Raw genomic sequence first — 18,398 nt, forward strand, 5'->3', positions numbered from 1 at the left:
TAGCGGAGTCGAACCGGGAAAGTCTATGATAAGAAACCCGGGTTTCGCTGTCGCACACCCAGGCTACAAAGCAGTGCAGGGAAATATACAAAAAAGGACAAAAATGCTTAACCTATTTGATGCACATTTGCATATTATCGATTACCGGTTCCCCTTAGTTGCCAATCAATCCTATTTGCCTAATGAGTTTACGGTTACTGATTATCTTAACATTGCAAAACCGTTGCATATTATTGGTGGGGCAGTGGTATCGGGTTCTTTTCAAGCGTTTGACCAGACATACCTCGTCAATGCTTTGCAAACATTGGGTCCTAATTTTGTTGGGGTGACGCAATTACCAGCCACAGTACATGATGAGCAAATTATTGAGTTAAATCAGCAAGGGATTCGCGGTATACGATTTAATTTAAAACGTGGAGGCTCAGAAACCGTCGAACATTTAAGTGACATGGCACATCGAGTTTATGAGATTGCCAAATGGCATGTTGAATTATATGTTGACGCTTCCGAGCTTGCAGAATTAACCGATCTTTTGCTCGCTGTACCTGCTTTGAGTATCGATCATATGGGCCTATCAAAAGACGGACTACCTGTATTATTTGAGCTCGTTGAACAAGGAGTCAAAGTGAAAGCATCAGGATTTAGCCGAGTTGACTTTGATGTAGCTAAGACTTTAAAAACGATCGCTTCTATTAATCCGGATGCATTGATGTTTGGCACCGATCTTCCTTCAACGCGCGCGCCGCAGCCTTTTAAAAAAGAAGACATTACCTTTCTTTTGGATATATTTGATGAGCATATGGCTAATAAAATCTTATTGACTAATGCGGCCGATTTCTATCGTCTACAGTTTAAGAATTAGAAACGTCGGGCATTCTTGTTGGTCGACTCAAATTCGGCATTAAACCTATTATTATCTTTTAGCACCGCTTCCAAAGATGTCTTTATTAACATTTATTGAATAGATACAATGGATTAAAAATCTTGAGGTGATAGGGATATGTCAATCATAGATAAAATCTTGGGAAAGCCTCTTTCGCTAAGGGCTAGGAAGTCACAAGAGTTATCGATATTAACCGGGGTTCCTGCACTGGGATTGGATGCTCTGTCTTCAACCGCTTATGGACCAGAGGCTGCACTTGCTATTCTCTTACCCGCAGGAGTATTCGGACTACATCATTTTTTTGCTATATCCTTATTGGTTGTTGTTGTTCTACTGTCTTTGTATTTTTCTTATATGCAAACAACCGCAGCATATCCAAATGGAGGAGGGGCATACGTTGTTGCCAGTGATAATTTGGGCAAAAAATATGGTTTAGGCGCGGCAATTTCCTTAATATTGGATTATTTATTGAATGTTACTGTTGGTATATCAGCTGGTGTTGGTGCCATAGTATCAGCAATCCCGGCGTTGCATCCTTACACACTGACATTATGTCTTGTGATCTTACTCATGCTTACCTTAATTAATTTGCGAGGAATTCGTGAGTCAGGAACACTTTTTGTAATTCCAGTAATTATTTTTATAGTGTGCATATTAATTACTCTGCTTATTGGATTAGGGCAAGTCTGGATAAGTGGTGGACATCCACAACTTGTGCATAGCTTAACAAAAACGCAAACGAACTCAGTAGCTGAAACATTGACATTTTGGATGTTGTTAACCGCTTTTGCCAATGGTTTGACTGCGATGACAGGGGTAGAGGCTGTGAGTAATGCAGTGCCCTTATTTCGCAAACCAACCATTCGAAATGCACAATGGACGTTGACTATAATTGTTGGCACGCTTGCCCTATTTTTAATAGTCATCGGTTATCTTTGCCCTGCTTACCATATCGTCGCTATGGATCAGAATCATTCAGGATATCAAACTATACTGTCGCAATTAGTTGAAGCAACAACAGGAAAAGGTATTTTTTATTATATTTCGATTGCTAGTATTTTCATTGTTCTTGCCTACTCAGCACAAACCAGTTTTTCAGCTTTTCCAAGAGTCTGTCGCTTCCTTGCTGAAGATAATTACTTACCCTATTTTTTTGCTGAGCGTGGTAGACGCCTGGTTTTTTCTGTCGGAATTATTATTTTGGCAATTTTTTCTGCACTCATTTTGATTGTCTTTAAAGGAATTACCAATAATCTGATCCCATTATTTGCTGTTGGTGCTTTTAGTGCTTTTCTCTTTTCCCAGATTGGCATGGTAAAGTATTGGTTACGTAAGGAAAATCAACAATTTCGCTATAAATTAATAGTCAATGCAGTAGGAGCCGCAGTCACCGCGATTGAGCTTATTATTATCATCATGACAAAATTTGTAGAAGGCGCGTGGATAATTATTGTTCTTGCACCTACATTAGCATTTCTAATGCATCGTATTAAACGTCATTATAGAAAAATTGCTCAGGAAATAGAAAATCCAATAAAAATAGATCCTTGTTCACTAAAGCATCCTATAGTAATTATTCCAATTCATGGTTTGGATTTAATTGCAGAAAAAGCAATTCAATTTGGCATGCTGCTTTCGAATGATATTACTGCTGTGTTTATCGATGCAGGATATGGAAATGTTGAGCGTTTGCAACAGCTTTGGCATGAAAAAATTGAAATACCAGCTAAAGAAGCAGGTAAAAAAATTCCCAAACTAGAAATTATTAAATCACCGTATCGGCGTATTTACAAACCATTATTAAATTTTGTGGCTCAAGTAAGAAAAGGGAAGAAAAACAGGCTTATTGCGCTTATTATACCTGAGTTGGTAGAGCCTAAATGGTATGAGTATTTACTTCACAATATTCATGCACCAGGATTACGTACGAGATCCAAATACGATTGTTATTACCATTCCATGGTACCGATGTGAAAAATAAGGATTTAATTGATGACACAATTTGATAAGTTATTTCATTTTATGAAAAAACCCTGGGTTATTATTGTTTATGCAATTTTTGTAATTTTAGCCTATTATTTTGTAGACAAGCCTTTGGCGATTTATTTTTATCACCTGGCTCTTGGAACCAAGGTTCCTTTTTTGGAAATACTGACTGCGTTTGGTAAATGGATTGCGTATATCATTTTGTTTCTTGTTGCAGGATTGTATTTTCGTTATATTCAAGTGAATGCGATATATGAAGCCCGATCATGGTATTTGCTAGGTTGTGTGTTTTTAGCCAATGTGGTTTGTACGATTTTGAAAGTTACATTAAGCCGTGCTCGTCCTGACTTATTATTTTCAAGCAATGAATTTGGTTTTTATTGGTTTAAATTAAGTTCTAACTATTGGTCTTTACCTTCGGGGCATACAACGACAGTGATTAGTTTGGCCGCAGGGTTGGGGATACTTTTTTCTCGATATTTTTATGCTTTACTGGTTATGGCCCTATCGGTTGTCACCTCGAGAGTCTTACTCTGCTTTCATTATTTGAGTGATGTAATGAGTGCATTTTATATTAGTTTGTTGGTTGTTGGCTTTTTTACTGAATATCTTAAACGAAAGAATTGGTTTAATAAAATGGATTGTACTGTTCGATAACTAGAGATCTTAGATCTCCACGTTGACTGAGTTTTTCGCAGTATCGATCCGAGTAACCAAGGAGTGGTTATGACTATAGAGACTGAATTAAAAACTCTGGTGAGCATCTATGCCAGTTATGATGAAGAAAAAAAATGTTATACCAGTAATTTGAATAAAGAGGCTCTTTTACGTCTGGATGCTGATTTTATTAAATTAAATAATAAGTTGTTGCTGCAAGATGGTCCAGAAAAAGCAAAAATCCGAAAAAATTATAAAAGTTTATCTTTGTTCTTTCATCCAGACCGTATAGAAAACTTTGAAGCGGAGATAAAATGGATCGAAAAAAATTTATCTGAAGATCGTAATGATGGGGCTTGTTTTAAAACATTAAGCCTCTGTTATGGGAAATTAACAACTCCTCAGGATTTTAAACCCATTAAATTTGAAGAAATTTCAACCCGAGAGGATCTTAAAAAATGGTTGGAAAACTTAAGAAATACTTCCAGAACATTTACTGAACGTAATTTTTATATAAGCCTTTTAGGTTTGCTTGATCAGTCGTCGGGTTATTTTGATGAGGTAGGAAAGATAAAGCCTAAGGGGATACGGGCTTTAATTTCATTTCTACCAATGGTTTTTATCAGTTTTGGTACCTTTGTTTTTGCTGAGGAATTATTTGCTGTTTACGCACTTTATTTTGCTTTATTGAAGAGCGGACAATATATGGAGAGTAGCAAGTCAAAAGAATTACAGACCCTTGGGAGTACTTTGCAAAAAATTACTATGGTTTCAGCTACGACGACTACAACTTTATTGGTGCGTCTTGTTGAAATGACCTTTTGGGCATCTCGACATTGTTATGAGATGAGTTTGCAGATAGGCTCTACTCTTTTAACTCCATTAATTGGCTACTCTCCTGAAGTTACATTTGATGGTGCTGCGGTTGAGGAAAACCTATGTCGCGAATTAATTCTTGCAAGTCAAAATCAAAGCACTAGCGACCATTTTAAAACACCACAACTCAATATGATCGCAGCACCTATCAAATCATATCTTGGATTATTGGAACAACAGTTTTTTAGAAATTGGAGAGCTGGAGGAGAAAAGCATCGTGCATTGGATGCGTTTTTACTTAGGATGCGTGTTATAGATAAAGACGATGGCTTGCAGATTGAACAAAAAATTGCGAAAGCTCAGGAGGCATTAGAAATAGTCAAAAAAAAATCTACTGTTTACACTGAGGGAGGAAAAACTGCTTTGGCAGTTGACCGTGCCGAACGAGTGATTAGTCTGCTAAACGATGATTTTGCGATGCAGCCTGCTCTATTAAGCAAGTCCTAAGTCTTTGTATTTAAATTAATTATAAAAACAAAAAGGTCTTGTTTTAGTCGCTATTCTAGCCACAATATAGGTGTCAAATTCAGCTTAAATAGAAATAACCCCTTGAATTTGGCACAGTATCTCTGGCAAGATGCATTTGTTTTGATTATCCAGTGAGGAATTATGAAAATTCTCGTGGCAGTGAAGCGTGTAATCGATCCTTATGTCAAAATTAGGGTCAAATCGGACCATTCCGGAGTTGAAACACAAAATATTAAAATGGCAATGAATCCATTTGATGAGATTGCTGTAGAGGAAGCGTTACGTTTACGCGAAAAAAATTGGGCAACCGAAGTGGTCGCGGTAAGTATTGGTGCCGATAGCTCACAGGAAACTTTAAGGCATGCTTTGGCTTTAGGAGTGGATAGAGCAATATTGGTTCATAGCCAAGATTCATTGGAAAGCTTGAATATTGCAAAAATATTAAAAAAGATTGTTGATGATGAAAAACCAGATTTAGTATTGATGGGTAAACAAGCTATTGATGGGGATAATAATCAAACGCCACAAATGTTGGCGGCTTTATTAAACTGGTCGCAGGCTACATATGCTTCCAAAATAGAAGCACACGCCGATCAGCTTGATGTCACTCGTGAGATTGATGGCGGACTCGAAACAATAAGCGTGCATTTGCCCGCTGTAGTGAGTACGGATTTACGCTTAAATGAACCACGATATGCCAGTCTTCCCAATATCATGAAAGCAAAAAAGAAACCTTTAGATGTTTTAGAATTAGGGAGCATGGGATTGTCACTTAAAAAACATGTTGAGATACTAAAAGTCACCGCACCTGCGGTTCGTAGTGCTGGAGTGCGAGTTGAATCAGTGACTGAGTTATTGGATAAATTACAGCATGAAGCCAAAGTGCTTTGATAAGGGGACGTTATGAGCACTTTAGTACTCGTTGAACATGATAATCAAACATTACACCCATCTACTCGTAATGCTTTAGCTGCGGCATTGGAGTTGAGCGATAATCCAACCTTACTTATTGTCGGCCATCAATGCAAAGCCGTAGCGGAACAAGCTGCAACACTTGCTGGAGTACATGCTGTTTGGTGTGCTGATAAACCTTGTTATGAACATCCTTTAGCAGAGCAAGTAAGTGAATTGGTTCTTTCTTTTGCTCATTCATTTCAAGCCATATTAGTACCGGCTAGCACCTTTGGTAAAAATATTGCACCACGTATTGCAGCACAATTGGACGTGGCTCAAGTTTCTGATGTCAGTAAAATTGTTGATAAAGATACTTTTGAACATCCAATATATGCGGGTAATGCTATAGAAACCGTGCGAGTCCTTGATTCAATAAAAGTTCTGAGTATTCGCTCAACGGCATTTAATCCTATAATTGCAAGCCAGCCAAGTTGTTGCATCGAACAAATCGATAAAGAATGTGTTGCAAAAAGCAGCCAATTCGTTAAACATGAACTAAGTAAATCTGAACGGCCTGATTTAGGCAGTGCTAAAATTGTTGTTTCAGGTGGAAGAGGATTGCAAAGTGCCGAAAAGTTTAAGTTAATTGAAGAATTAGCCGATGTACTTGGTGCGGCAGTGGGAGCATCTCGTGCTGCTGTAGATGCCGGATTTGTCCCTAATGATTATCAGGTAGGTCAAACCGGAAGAATAGTTGCACCAATGCTATATATTGCTGTGGGAATTTCAGGAGCAGTACAGCATTTAGCTGGGATGAAAGATTCCAAGTTTATCGTAGCAATTAATAAAGATGAAGATGCCCCTATTTTTCAAATCGCTGATTATGCTTTGATTGGTGATTTATTTGAACTTGTGCCACAGTTAATTGAACAATTAAAAAACCGTTAGAGGGAGAAAGTATGTTAGTAGGTGTTCCAAAAGAAATTAAACCTCAAGAGAATCGTGTAGGTCTTGTTCCTTCTAGTATTAGGGAAATTATAAGAGTAGGAAGCTCTGCAATCGTAGAGAAGGGTGCTGGATTGGGAATTGGTATTTCTGATGATGATTATCGACATGCAGGAGCAGAGGTTGTTGATAGCGCAGATGAAGTATTTGCTAGAGCGGAACTCATTGTAAAAGTAAAAGAACCGCAACCAATTGAGTGCAAACGCCTCCGTGAGGGACAAACTTTATTTACTTATTTGCATTTGGCCCCAGATCCTCAGCAAGCACGTATGCTTAAAGAGTCTGGAGTTACTGCCATTGCTTATGAAACCGTAACTGAAGAGGGCGGTGGTTTGCCATTATTGGCTCCTATGTCTCAAGTTGCTGGACGCATGTCTATTCAAGCAGGAGCTCATTGTTTAGAGATGGCTCAAGGTGGCAGTGGCATTTTATTAGGTGGTGTTCCTGGAGTGGCTGCGGCAAACGTAGTGGTTATTGGGGGCGGTGTAGTCGGTACGAATGCGGTGCGTATGGCTATGGGAATGGAAGCACGTGTTACAGTACTTGATCGCTCGTTACAACGTTTAAATGAGTTAGATTTCCAATTTGGTTCTAAGATCAATACTATTTACTCTACTGCTGATGGCATAGAAAAATATGTGGCTAGTGCTGATTTGGTGATTGGTGCGGTATTGGTTCCGGGCGCAGCAGCTCCAAAATTAATGACTCGTTCCATGCTTAAATCAATGCGTCCTGGTTCGGTATTAGTGGATGTGGCCATTGACCAAGGTGGATGTTTTGAAACAAGTCGTCCCACAACGCATCAGGAACCAACGTATGTTGTTGATAACGTAGTTCATTACTGTGTTGCGAATATGCCCGGTGCAGTACCTAGAACATCGACTTTTGCCTTGAACAATGCAACCTTACCTTTTGTATTAAGCATTGTAACTAAAGGGGTGAAGTTAGCTCTATTAAATGATCCACATTTACTCAACGGCTTAAATGTTCATCAGGGTAAAATTACTTTTGATGCTGTTGCTCGTGATTTAGGTTATGAGTATACACCCTCAGCGATTGCATTGGCTGGACGATAATATCTAAATTTACGCTATAAACTGTAGCCTGGGTGAAGGCGAAGCCGTAACCCAGGATTTGAACTCCTTTATTGAACCCGAGTTTCACTTCATCAGGCTACACTCCTGTCTTTATTCCACGCATTATTCGATCAATTTTCCTTATTATACTAAGATTACCTAATTTAGATTCTCGTTTTCTTACATGAGGTTTTTGCATGAGAATACTTATTTCCGGAGCAGGGGTGGCAGGACTAACCGTTGCATATTGGTTGAAACACCATGGTTTTGCTATCACTATCGTTGAGCGAGCACCAACGTTGCTCGTTGGAGGCTATAAAATTGATGTACGAGGCTCAGCCTTACATGTTTTACGGAAAATGGGTATTTATGAGCATGTTGTTGCAGCAAGCACTGATATGCAAGGTGCATTGCTTGTTGATAAAAATGGAAAAGTCATTCAAGAAATGACTGGGGACGAGTTTGGACATCGAGTTGGCGATGATGTGGAAATTATTCGTGGTGCTTTATGTCAGATTCTTATGGAGCATGTATGTGATGTAGCGTTTATTTTTGATAACTCCATTCGCGAGATCACTCAGTTTTCTGAGCGCGTCGAAGTGACTTTTCAAAATAACGAAGTTCGCGAGTTCGATCTGGTGATTGGTGCTGATGGGCTTCATTCAAATGTGAGACAGCTTGTATTTGGTGATGAGTCGCTTTTTTCACAATCGCTAGGTCTATATCTTTGTGTATTCACCGTCCCTAATTATTTGAATTTGGACCGATTAGAGATGCAATATTCTGAATTGGGTCGAGTTGCATCGGTATGGAGTGTTCATGGAGAAGCGCAGGCTAAAGCTTGCTTTGGATTTACAGCCCCAATGCAAATCGATCTTCATAACATAGCACAACAACAGCAAGTACTTAGGACTGTTTATGAGGGCATAGGTTGGGAAGTTCCTAGGCTTCTGCAAATGATGCCTAACTCAACCGATTTTTACTTCGATACAGCAGCCCAGATTCATATGGATCATTGGTCAAAAAGTAGGGTAGTCGTATTAGGTGATGCTGCTTATTGTGCTTCGCCCATGTCGGGGCAAGGTACAAGTCTTGCAATTATTGGCGCATACATACTCGCCGGGGAGCTTGCTGCAGCAAAAGGAAATTACCAGCTGGCTTTACAAAACTACGAACAACAAATGCGTCCTTTTGTTTATATCAATCAGGAGCTAGGGATTAAGGCCGCACAATTGATGCGATCTCAGGAAAAGGGTAGCGTACGTTCTTGGCTACTCAAGCAGCTTATGCAGCTTGCTCCGAGTTATTTAATAAAATTTTTTATTAATCGTTCAACTCGACGTATCAATCAAGCCGCCAATTCGATTGATCTTAAAGATTATTAATGAAGATGTTGTAGCCCAGGATTGTATGTCAGTAATTCGTTGACAAAAAACAGCAAGTGTAGGCTGGGCTGCTAAGCCCAGCGGTTGTAAAATTAATTCTTACTCTTCAAAATTTCTACCACGAAACTCAGCACTATAAGTTCAGTTGACAAGTAAACTTATCTATCGTGTTTTTCCTAAGAAAGAAAAATATTGGTGTTGTTGCATGCTGGGCTTAGCAGCCCAGCCTACGCTTGCTTAAAATAAACTTTCCTCGCTAGTTGGCAATTGTTGTTGATCATTACTCGCATTATAGACAGGAGTTGGATCTTCTTCAGCAGGAACTTCTTTATTGCGAAAATACTCGATAATTCCATTTGCCTGATTAGGGCGCGCCAGCAAGCCGCTATTTGGATCAATGCGAGCCGCGACTACATCTTCGGGTTGTTTCATTTCGCTTTCGGGTTTTCCTTTCAAAGCAACTTTCATAAAATCTATCCATAAAGGCAGGGCGAGTCCTGCTGCATATTCATGTAAAGATTTGGGATTGTCAAAGCCGACCCAGGTTGTTACAACAAGATCAGAATTAAACCCTGCAAACCAGGAATCCACTTGATCATTGGTTGTCCCAGTTTTACCTGCTATATCTTGACGATTAAGCACTCGAGCTGCACGCGCGGTACCATGCTGAACCACGTCTTTTAATGCGGTATACATTAAAAATGTAATATCCTCAGGAATGACACGAGGAGCGAGTGTTGAATGGTCCACATTATTTTTGCAATTATTACAAACAACAGTTGGTTTGGCTTGTAACAAAATTTTGCCATCTGTATCAGTAATATGATCAATAAGATACGGCTCAATTTTATAACCGCCATTTGCGAAAATAGCGTAAGCAGCGGTAAGATCCATAGGACTAATCGACAAACTACCTAAAGCTAAAGATAATCCTTTAGGAAGGGTTTTCTTATTAAATCCAAATCGAGTTAGAAAATCGATGGTGTAATTGATGCCAATGTCATCAAGAATACGTATGGACACCAAGTTTTTAGATTGAACTAAAGCTTGTTTTAAACGCGTTGGTCCATTGAATTTCAAATTTACATTATGTGGACGCCATAGGTTTGGTTGACTTGGGTCATCAACAACAATAGGCGCGTCATTAATCAATGTTGCTAGGGTATAACCATTGTTTAATGCTGCAGCATAGACAAAAGGTTTAAAACTGGATCCTGGTTGTCTGCTTGATTGCGTTGCACGGTTAAATTTGCTTTTTTGAAAATTGAATCCACCAACCAAAACTTCTATGGCACCATTTTTAGGATTGAGTGCTACCATCGCTGACTCAGCCTCAGGAATTTGCGCTAACTCCCAATGGTCTTTGGTTGAGTGAACATAAATAATATCCCCAACCGCAACAATTTGCATGGCTTTGGATGGAGATTTTCCTACCCAACCATTTTTAAGCGCTGGTCTAGCCCAAGACATACCGCTCCAAGGGATAAGAATCGTTCGACCACTTTGTAGCGTAACTGTCGCCTCTTTTTCGCGAACTTCCGTAACAACTGCAGGAATAAGGTGGTTGAGCTCTGGATATTTCTCTAGATTCTTTTGAATTGAATCTAAGGATTTACTGTCATGTTCACCAATGGTCGCAACAGGTCCTCGATAACCATGTCGGTGATCATAGGCTATTAAGTTCTTTTCAACTACATCATTGGCTGTATTTTGTAGTTTTCCATCAATAGTTGTGTACACTTTGTAGCCTTTTGTATATGCATCAGGGCCGAAATTGTCATATAGGGATTGTCGAATCATTTCCGCAACATAAGGGGCTTTTACTTCAATATGAGTGCCATGATACTTCGCGGTGATGGGCTGATTAATGGCATTTTGATACTGTTCTTCATTGATATAACGTTCTTCAAGTAAGCGCTCTAATACGTGGTCACGACGCTTTTTGGCAGCAAGTGGATTTGCAATGGGATTTTGTGTTGAAGGGGCCTGAGGAAGACCTGCGATCATTGCTAATTCAGCCAGATTTAATTCTTTGAGTGGTTTGCCAAAATAGACCATTGCCGCAGCACCAACTCCATAAGCACGATTACCTAAATAGATTCTATTAAGATAGAGCTCGAGAATTTTTTCTTTACTTAATTCTCTGTCTATTTTTATGGCGAGCATAATCTCATTAAATTTACGTAGAAAGGTTTTTTTGCGGCTTAAGAAAAAATTACGCGCGACTTGCATGGTAATGGTACTACCACCTTGGGATTTAGTTCCTGTTTTCACCATACGCACGGCAGCACGGCCAAGACCCATAATATCGACACCAGGATGTTCAAAAAAGCGTTGATCTTCAGTGGCTATCAACGCATGAACCAACATTGGTGGTATTTCATCATAAGTGACTGGAATTCGTTTTTTCTCGCCATATTCTTGAATAAGCAAACCTTCTTTACTGAAAATTTGTAAAGGCACTTGCAGTTGCACTGTTTTTAACGAATCAACATTGGGGAGTTGGCTTTCAAGATAGAGGTATATGAAGCTACCTGCTACTATTAAAACAAAAGACAGGCTCATCAGCGCCCATAGACCTTTACGCCAGAAGTATGCCATTTTCATAGAGTCATGTGTTTTTAATGAAATTTGGCCGGTATTATACAGTGTTTCTCTGTAAAATTGCGAGTTTTGTGCAAAAAATAGGGAAATTTTGTACTAATTTTTAGTGTTTCATTGAGTTATATGGAAAAAAAACCAATGAAACAATAAAAAGCAAACTTGAAGATAAAGAGCGATGCGCTCTTTATCTTCATTCTATAGCTAACTTCGTAGACGCATCAGCATCCAACTGAGATGATGTATCTGGAGTTTGAGAAGGTTGTAGTTGTGGGAAAAAGCGGGGATTAGTTCTGTTTTGATTTAGCATTAATCCTGCAAAACCCGTATAAAAATAAGGACTTGTGCGTACTTTTAATGTGAGGATTTCACCCTGAGCTTTTTGTAAGTCTACTTTAGTTTTTTCCAATTCACGCTGTAATTCCTCAATGACTTGTTGTGATTGATTTTTGTCTACGGATTCGGATGATGGTTTTGGTGCTTCTTTTGCTTTCTGCAATTCACTTTTTAATTGCTCAACAACAAGTTGATGTGCTTTGTCTTTTTCTGACATTGCTAAGCTATGGGCTGCGCCTAACTCAGATTTTTGTGCTTCTAACGAGGATGATATTTGTTTTTCGTGTTCCAATTCTTGAGCTACTTTTTTTTGTTTTTCGCTTTGATGTTCTAGCTGCGTTTGATGTTCACTACAAATGTTCGCGGCAATTTGTTTGAGCTCAGCATCTGAGTCCTCTGTAGTCATATGCAGTACAAACAAAACTTCATCGATGAGTAATTGACCTGAATTACAATATTTGCCGCCTACATATCGAGTATTCAATAAACCAGATAGCTCCTTAGGCTCATTACCTTTGGAGCTGTTTTCGGTGGCTTTATGTATTACTCCATTTTTTAGATTTAATAATTGTCGAAAATCAATGAACAGTTGGGTTAATTGTCCCTGAAATGTTTGCAACTCTAGGTGTTCAAATGGAGTTTTTCTATTTAATTGCTCTTTTAGAAAAGAGATTTCCTTTAAAAGGAATAGAAGGTATTGTTCACGAGCATGATAACCCTTTGTACACGCAGTAATCTTTCCTTCTAGGTATGAAACATAATCAGTCTCTTTATTTTGAATTATTTCTACTGCGCGCTCGTGAGATTTTTTTCTAAGTGCTGTGGCTGTGAGTTCAGCCGGAACAACAAGTTTAGGTTCAATGGCTTGGCTGTCGTGATAACGAACGATAACTGTTGCGAGTGAATAAATTAATTCTTCTAACCTAGTCATGTAAATCTCCTTTTAAAGCATAAATGTGAAATCCCCTTACAAGATGCTCTTTCACTATATTAAATGTTTTTGATGAGCGCAAGTTGTTATGACGAAATGGGAAAAATGACAAAATCAAGTCATTTATGATGCGTTAACGAACAGAAAACAGTGTAATTTTTTAAGAGCTTACGTTAACATCAATAAATGGTCCTAAAGGAGTTTTTTTGAATGCATGGAAGATTCAAGGGAATAAGAGACATACTCAAAGTGTTTCAGCCCAAGCATCGTTCAATTCTTGGAATAGACATTACATCAACGGCAGTTAAAGTATTGGAAGTTTCAGGGCAAGAAGACGCGCTTGTTGTTGAAAACTATGGCCGTGAAGTATTACCATCAAATGCAATGGATGGGAACATAATTAAGGATATTGATGCAGTTTCCCGTTGTATTAAGAAAGTAATTGATCGCTTGCACACAACATGTAAACAGGCCGCTTTGGCTGTTCCTGATGCTTCAATCATTAGCAAGATAATACAAATCAATGAGGGGTTAAATGATGAGGAAATGGAAGAGCTAATTGTTACTGAGGCTGATAAATACATTCCTTACCCAATCGATGAAATCAACCTTGATTTTGAAATTTTAGGCCATTCTGAAAAAAATCCACATATGTTAGATGTACTTATTGTTGCCTCACGGGCGGAAAATGTGAATCAACGTGTTGAGACCGCAGTTCGCGCGGGTTTGGATGCGATGGTGATTGATGTAGAATCTTATGCTGTGGAGCGAGCGGCACGGCAACTTGCTAAAGATTTACCCGCATCTGGACAAGATAAAACAATTGCCATTATTGATATTGGTGCAAGTTATACGCATTTATTTGTATTACAAGAAATGAAATTAGTGTACTCCAGAGAAGAAAAATTTGGCGGCAAGCAATTAATAGAGGCACTTGCTGAACATAATAAAATGACTTTAGAACAAGCGGCACTTGCTAAAGATAATGGGGAACTACCCGAAGATTATGAAAAGGAAGTTTTAGGGCCTTTCAAAGAAGATATTTTGTTGCAAATCAAACGTACCTTACAATTTTTCTATTCCACAAGTCAGGATGGAGAGGTGGATCATATTTTACTGGCTGGAGGATTAGCCAAACTACCAGGTTTAGTTTCATTAGTTCAAGAGCGATTAGGAATGAGTACTACTATTGCTAACCCATTTTCGTATATGACTCCAGGTAAAATGGTGCATCTGGATTCTATAAATAATGATGCTCCAACACTTATGGTCGCTTGTGGCCTGGCATTAAGGGATATTAAGTGAGGCTATATGACGCAGATTAACCTTCTTCCCTGGCGAGAATTAAAACGGGAGCAGGATAAAAAACTGTTTACGACCATGCTGCTTGTGTGCGTTGTGGTTGCTGCCTTTATCGTATTTTTAATTAACTCTTATGCTTCAGGTTTAGTGAGTAATCAAATTACGCGCAATCAAATGTTGCAAAAAGAAATTAATACTATGAATGCGCAACTAAATGAATTAAAAAACTTACAAAAAGCTAGAGAAATGCTTATTTCCAGGATGTCTATAGTCCAACATTTACAATCCACCAGAACATTAATGGTCCATTTATTTGATGATCTAATTAATATTATGCCATCTGGAGTCTATCTGACTCAGGTCGAGGGCAAGAATGATGTTATCACGGTATTAGGGTATACTGAGTCAAATACATTTGTCTCCATGTTAATGAGAAACATAGAAAACAATGATTGGCTTCATGACCCTAGGCTTACTGAAATCAAAAGAGAAGAGAACAATAAAGATAAGGATAAAGAAAAACAGCAATCCACAGAAAATGAATTTAAATTAACTTTTTTATTGGCTCCTCAATTCCAGATTGGAATTATACTATGAACAGCATTAACCTGAATGAGTTAACTCTGGACAATGTAGGGCAATGGCCACTTGTGGTCAAAATGTGTGTTTTTTTAGGGGTTAGTATTTTAATTATTGCTCTAGGATATTGGCTGATCATACAGGATAATTTTACCCAGTTTAATAAATTGAAAGGTCAAGAGGCGACTTTAAAAACAGATTTTGAAAGCAAGCAGCGACAACTGTATAATCTACCTGCCTATCGTGAGCAGTTAGAGGTTATGCGTGAACGTTTTGTATTAATGCTCAAGCAGCTTCCTGAAAAAAATGAGATGCCTGGCTTGTTGGAGGAGATTTCTAAAACAGGTGTGGCCTCAGGTTTAAGGTTTGAGTTATTTGCCCCGCAACCAGAAGTTATGCATGATTTTTATGTTGAATTGCCTATAAAAATTTCAGTAGTAGGAACTTATTTTCAATTGGCTATGTTTATAAGTCGAGTAGCTCAAATGAATCGTATTGTAACGTTGCATGATTTTAGTATTGAAGGGGTGTCTTCTAAAGACCATAAAGAAGTCTCGGAAGATGAGTTGGACATGAGCATTACTGCTAAAATATATCGATATCGCACACAATGATGAGCCGAAAACAAGGGATTGGTTATAAACTCAAGTATATTGGGTATATTTGTACTTTGTCTTTATTACTGGGGTCTTGTTCCGGTAATAATGATGATTTGAGGCGATATATTGATGAAGTAAAACATAGAAAAACACGAGAGATTGAACCTATTCCTTCATTTTCACCTTTACCTACTTTTAAATTTCCTGATAATGGTAACCGGCGTAATCCATTTAAGCCTATAACGCACAAAAAAGAGCAAGTCGATATGAACGCGCCAGATAAAAACAGGCCTAAAGAACCTTTAGAGGCTTACCCTTTGGATGCATTAAAATTTGTGGGGACTTTAAGGCAAGGAAATGATACGTGGGCATTGATTAAATTGCCTAGCTCAGATATTACCCATGTTCGAGTTGGTAATTATATGGGACAAAATTATGGTCGTATCGTGTCGATTAAAAATAATGCAATTCAATTAATAGAAACAACACAAACCTCTGGAAAGTGGGATAAACATAAAACCACGATTGAGTTATATACTGGGAAGTAGGAGCAAAAGTGCGGAGAATAGTTGCTTTATTCATTTTCATTGGTATGAGCTTTAGTATGATGGCTCTTGCCCAAAATAATCCTCTTGTTGCCGTAAAGGTAATTCCTTTACCTGAGGCAAAGTTGCGTATGGATTTCGAATTTGCGAAACCACTTAAGCAAGAACCCGCAAGTTTTGTGACCCAAAGTCCGGCGCGTATAGTCCTTGATTTCATTGACGCCAATCTGCAATTGCCTCCTGAACAGAAAACGAAAGAAGTTAAAATAGGTTCTCTGAATACGTATACAGTTGTGGCTGTAGGTACACGTGTTAGGGCTATACTGGATTTAAATTATCCAGTACCTTATTCAGGCTCAATTTCTGGCGCAATTTATACGCTTATCTTAAATGGCAAAAGCAATGACATCTTTCAACCCCCAAAAGAACTTTTAATCACGCATCGACCAGTCAAAACCAGTTATGAAATCAATCATTTTGATTTTCGTGGTATTGAGCACCAAGGGGGGCGCGCAATCGTTAATGTTTCCAGCACCAATGTTCCAATTGAGGTTGAGGAACATGGTAAAGAAATTCTCGTTAAATTTTTAAATACTAAAATTCCACAAAATTTAATGAAGCGTTTTGATGTTTCAGATTTTCGTAGTCCCGTACAGCTGGTAAGTTTTCGACAAGTAGGTAAAAATGCACACATGACTTTGTCAAACAAAGGTAGCTTTGGTCAGTACGTTTATCAAGTGAATAAACAGTTTATGATCGATGTACTTTCCTTAACTCCAGAAGAAGCACAACAGGCCAAATTGAAAAAGAAAGTCTTTTCTGGAAGAAGAATTTCTTTGAATTTTCAGAACATTAGCATACGCGCTGTATTACAGTTATTGGCTGATTTTACTGGAATTAATATTGTAGTAAGCGATAAAGTTCAAGGTAATATAACCCTTAGATTAAATAATATTCCATGGGATCAAGCGTTGGATATTATTTTAACGACACAAGGTTTAGCGAAACGCCAGACTGGTAATGTGATTTTGATCGATTATAAAGCTGCTTTTGATAAAATGGAGGCAGAAGAACTTAAGAGCCGACATGCTATTCAAAGACTTGAACCGGTACGTTCTGAACTGATTCAGATTAATTATGCCAAAGCCACTGATCTGGCGATTTTAATTAAAGACAAGCAAAACTCACTTTTATCTGAAAAAGGTAAAGTAAGTGTTGATACACGTACAAATACCATCTGGATTCAAGATAGTGGTACCAAAATCGACGAAGTCAGGGAGTTAATCAAACAGTTGGACGTTCCCGTCAAGCAAGTGCTTATTGAAGCCCGCATCGTTGAAGTCACTAAAGATTTTGCGCAAGACTTAGGAATACGTTGGGGGGTTTCTAGGCCGCCAACTTTAAGTGGTACATTGGCTGGAGCCAACCAGATGCAACAAGGGGTTACCCCTGCAAATGTTGTGCCGTTTACAGACCGATTAAATCTGGATTTAGTTGCTGCTCCTGTCACAGGCGCTGTGCCTGCGTCTCTTGGTATCGCATTGGCACAACTTGGCGATAATATTTTACTTGATCTCGAACTGTCTGCTCTGGAAAGCGAGGGGCTTGCTGAATTGATATCCAGCCCTAGACTTATCACTGCAAATCAACAACCCGCAGTGATTGATTCAGGACAGGAGATTCCTTATCAGGAGGCGACTTCCAGTGGTGCGACTGCTGTGGCTTTCAAAAAAGCAGTATTGAGTCTAAAAGTCACACCACAGATTACTCCTGATAGTAAGATACTTATGGAATTAAAGATTAATCAGGATACTGCTTCACCGCAATTATTTAATGGGGTACCTGCGATATTAACTAAGGAAATTCAAACTAATGTCCTTGTCAGTAATGGACAAACTATTGTTCTTGGGGGTATTTTCCAGCAGGACAAAAGTAAGACTATTACGCGAGTACCTTTTTTTGGGCAGCTGCCAGTAGTTGGAAATTTGTTTAAGAATACGCAAATTGCTCTTAAAAATGATGAGCTGCTAATTTTTATTACACCCAAAATCATTACAAACTCATTATCGATTACAACAATTGAAGGTAGAAAACCGATTCGTTTTGATGAAAAATAAGATTTAGATATCCCTCGCATGCTTTTGAATCACTTGCGATATTTTTATTTTCCCCTCTCCGCTTAGGGGCGAGGGGAAAATAAAAAAGTGAGGATACCTCAGGCTTAATAACCCAGCCTACGTTTGCTTTTTCGGGTATATTCGTGGATATGCATACG

General features: G+C 38.6%; 14 protein-coding genes and 1 pseudogene. 13 read left to right on the forward strand and 2 right to left on the reverse strand.

The annotated features are described in order from the left end of the window. The first annotated feature begins 103 nt into the window (after nucleotides 1-103). The 8 genes and pseudogenes from BGO44_RS05765 (at nucleotide 104) to BGO44_RS05800 (ending at nucleotide 9,230) form a co-directional block, all read left to right on the forward strand. Entirely contained in the window at nucleotides 104-862 is a 759-nt protein-coding gene (locus tag BGO44_RS05765; RefSeq protein ID WP_058509627.1) for an amidohydrolase family protein, read from the forward strand. Nucleotides 863-1,000: 138 nt separating this feature from the next. Then, nucleotides 1,001-2,864 (forward strand): annotated as a pseudogene (locus tag BGO44_RS05770) (APC family permease). An 11-nt stretch (nucleotides 2,865-2,875) separates the two neighbouring features. Beyond that, nucleotides 2,876-3,526 (forward strand): phosphatase PAP2 family protein, encoded by a 651-nt coding sequence (locus tag BGO44_RS05775; RefSeq protein WP_058509621.1) that lies wholly within the window; start codon nucleotides 2,876-2,878, stop codon nucleotides 3,524-3,526. 69 nt (nucleotides 3,527-3,595) lie between these two features. Next, the gene (locus tag BGO44_RS05780) at nucleotides 3,596-4,849 is read left to right on the forward strand and encodes a hypothetical protein (RefSeq protein ID WP_058509622.1); all 1,254 of its coding nucleotides are present in this window, start codon (nucleotides 3,596-3,598) and stop codon (nucleotides 4,847-4,849) included. 162 nt (nucleotides 4,850-5,011) lie between these two features. After that, entirely contained in the window at nucleotides 5,012-5,761 is a 750-nt protein-coding gene (locus tag BGO44_RS05785) for an electron transfer flavoprotein subunit beta/FixA family protein (protein WP_058509623.1), read from the forward strand. Between the two features lie 12 nt (nucleotides 5,762-5,773). Further along, nucleotides 5,774-6,712, forward strand: a complete 939-nt coding sequence (locus BGO44_RS05790; RefSeq protein ID WP_058509624.1) for an electron transfer flavoprotein subunit alpha/FixB family protein — start codon at nucleotides 5,774-5,776, stop codon at nucleotides 6,710-6,712. 11 nt (nucleotides 6,713-6,723) lie between these two features. Next, nucleotides 6,724-7,845, forward strand: coding sequence for an alanine dehydrogenase (gene ald / locus BGO44_RS05795; protein ID WP_058509625.1), 1,122 nt, complete (start codon nucleotides 6,724-6,726; stop codon nucleotides 7,843-7,845). Between the two features lie 197 nt (nucleotides 7,846-8,042). Further along, nucleotides 8,043-9,230 (forward strand): FAD-dependent monooxygenase, encoded by a 1,188-nt coding sequence (locus tag BGO44_RS05800; RefSeq protein WP_273198605.1) that lies wholly within the window; start codon nucleotides 8,043-8,045, stop codon nucleotides 9,228-9,230. A 237-nt stretch (nucleotides 9,231-9,467) separates the two neighbouring features. Here the strand turns inward: BGO44_RS05800 and BGO44_RS05805 are convergent, their stop codons facing one another. Both BGO44_RS05805 and BGO44_RS05810 read right to left on the reverse strand, forming a co-directional pair. Further along, a complete protein-coding gene (locus BGO44_RS05805) occupies nucleotides 9,468-11,837 on the reverse strand; it encodes a penicillin-binding protein 1A (protein WP_058512131.1) in 2,370 nt (789 codons plus the stop codon). Between the two features lie 187 nt (nucleotides 11,838-12,024). After that, complete coding sequence (locus BGO44_RS05810; protein WP_058512132.1) at nucleotides 12,025-13,098, reverse strand: hypothetical protein; 1,074 nt, start codon at nucleotides 13,096-13,098, stop codon at nucleotides 12,025-12,027. 240 nt (nucleotides 13,099-13,338) lie between these two features. Between BGO44_RS05810 and pilM the strand changes: the two genes are divergently transcribed. Genes pilM through BGO44_RS05835 form a run of 5 tightly spaced genes read left to right on the forward strand, consistent with a single transcriptional unit; the run spans nucleotide 13,339 to nucleotide 18,240 of the window. Further along, nucleotides 13,339-14,403, forward strand: a complete 1,065-nt coding sequence (pilM, locus tag BGO44_RS05815) for a type IV pilus assembly protein PilM (protein WP_058512474.1) — start codon at nucleotides 13,339-13,341, stop codon at nucleotides 14,401-14,403. 6 nt (nucleotides 14,404-14,409) lie between these two features. Then, a complete protein-coding gene (locus BGO44_RS05820) occupies nucleotides 14,410-14,997 on the forward strand; it encodes a PilN domain-containing protein (protein ID WP_273198604.1) in 588 nt (195 codons plus the stop codon). Then, the gene (locus BGO44_RS05825; RefSeq protein WP_273198602.1) at nucleotides 14,994-15,593 is read left to right on the forward strand and encodes a type IV pilus inner membrane component PilO; all 600 of its coding nucleotides are present in this window, start codon (nucleotides 14,994-14,996) and stop codon (nucleotides 15,591-15,593) included. The genes BGO44_RS05820 and BGO44_RS05825 overlap by 4 nt, the downstream gene beginning before the upstream one ends. After that, nucleotides 15,590-16,126: a pilus assembly protein PilP gene (locus BGO44_RS05830; RefSeq protein WP_273198600.1), complete on the forward strand. Its 537-nt coding sequence runs from the start codon at nucleotides 15,590-15,592 to the stop codon at nucleotides 16,124-16,126. Before BGO44_RS05825 ends, BGO44_RS05830 begins: the two co-directional genes overlap by 4 nt. A gap of 8 nt (nucleotides 16,127-16,134) precedes the next feature. Then, nucleotides 16,135-18,240, forward strand: coding sequence for a type IV pilus secretin PilQ (locus BGO44_RS05835; RefSeq protein ID WP_273198599.1), 2,106 nt, complete (start codon nucleotides 16,135-16,137; stop codon nucleotides 18,238-18,240). Nucleotides 18,241-18,398: the final 158 nt, after the last annotated feature.

The organism is Legionella sp. 39-23 (assembly GCF_001897665.1).
Lineage (GTDB): Bacteria > Pseudomonadota > Gammaproteobacteria > Legionellales > Legionellaceae > Legionella > Legionella steelei.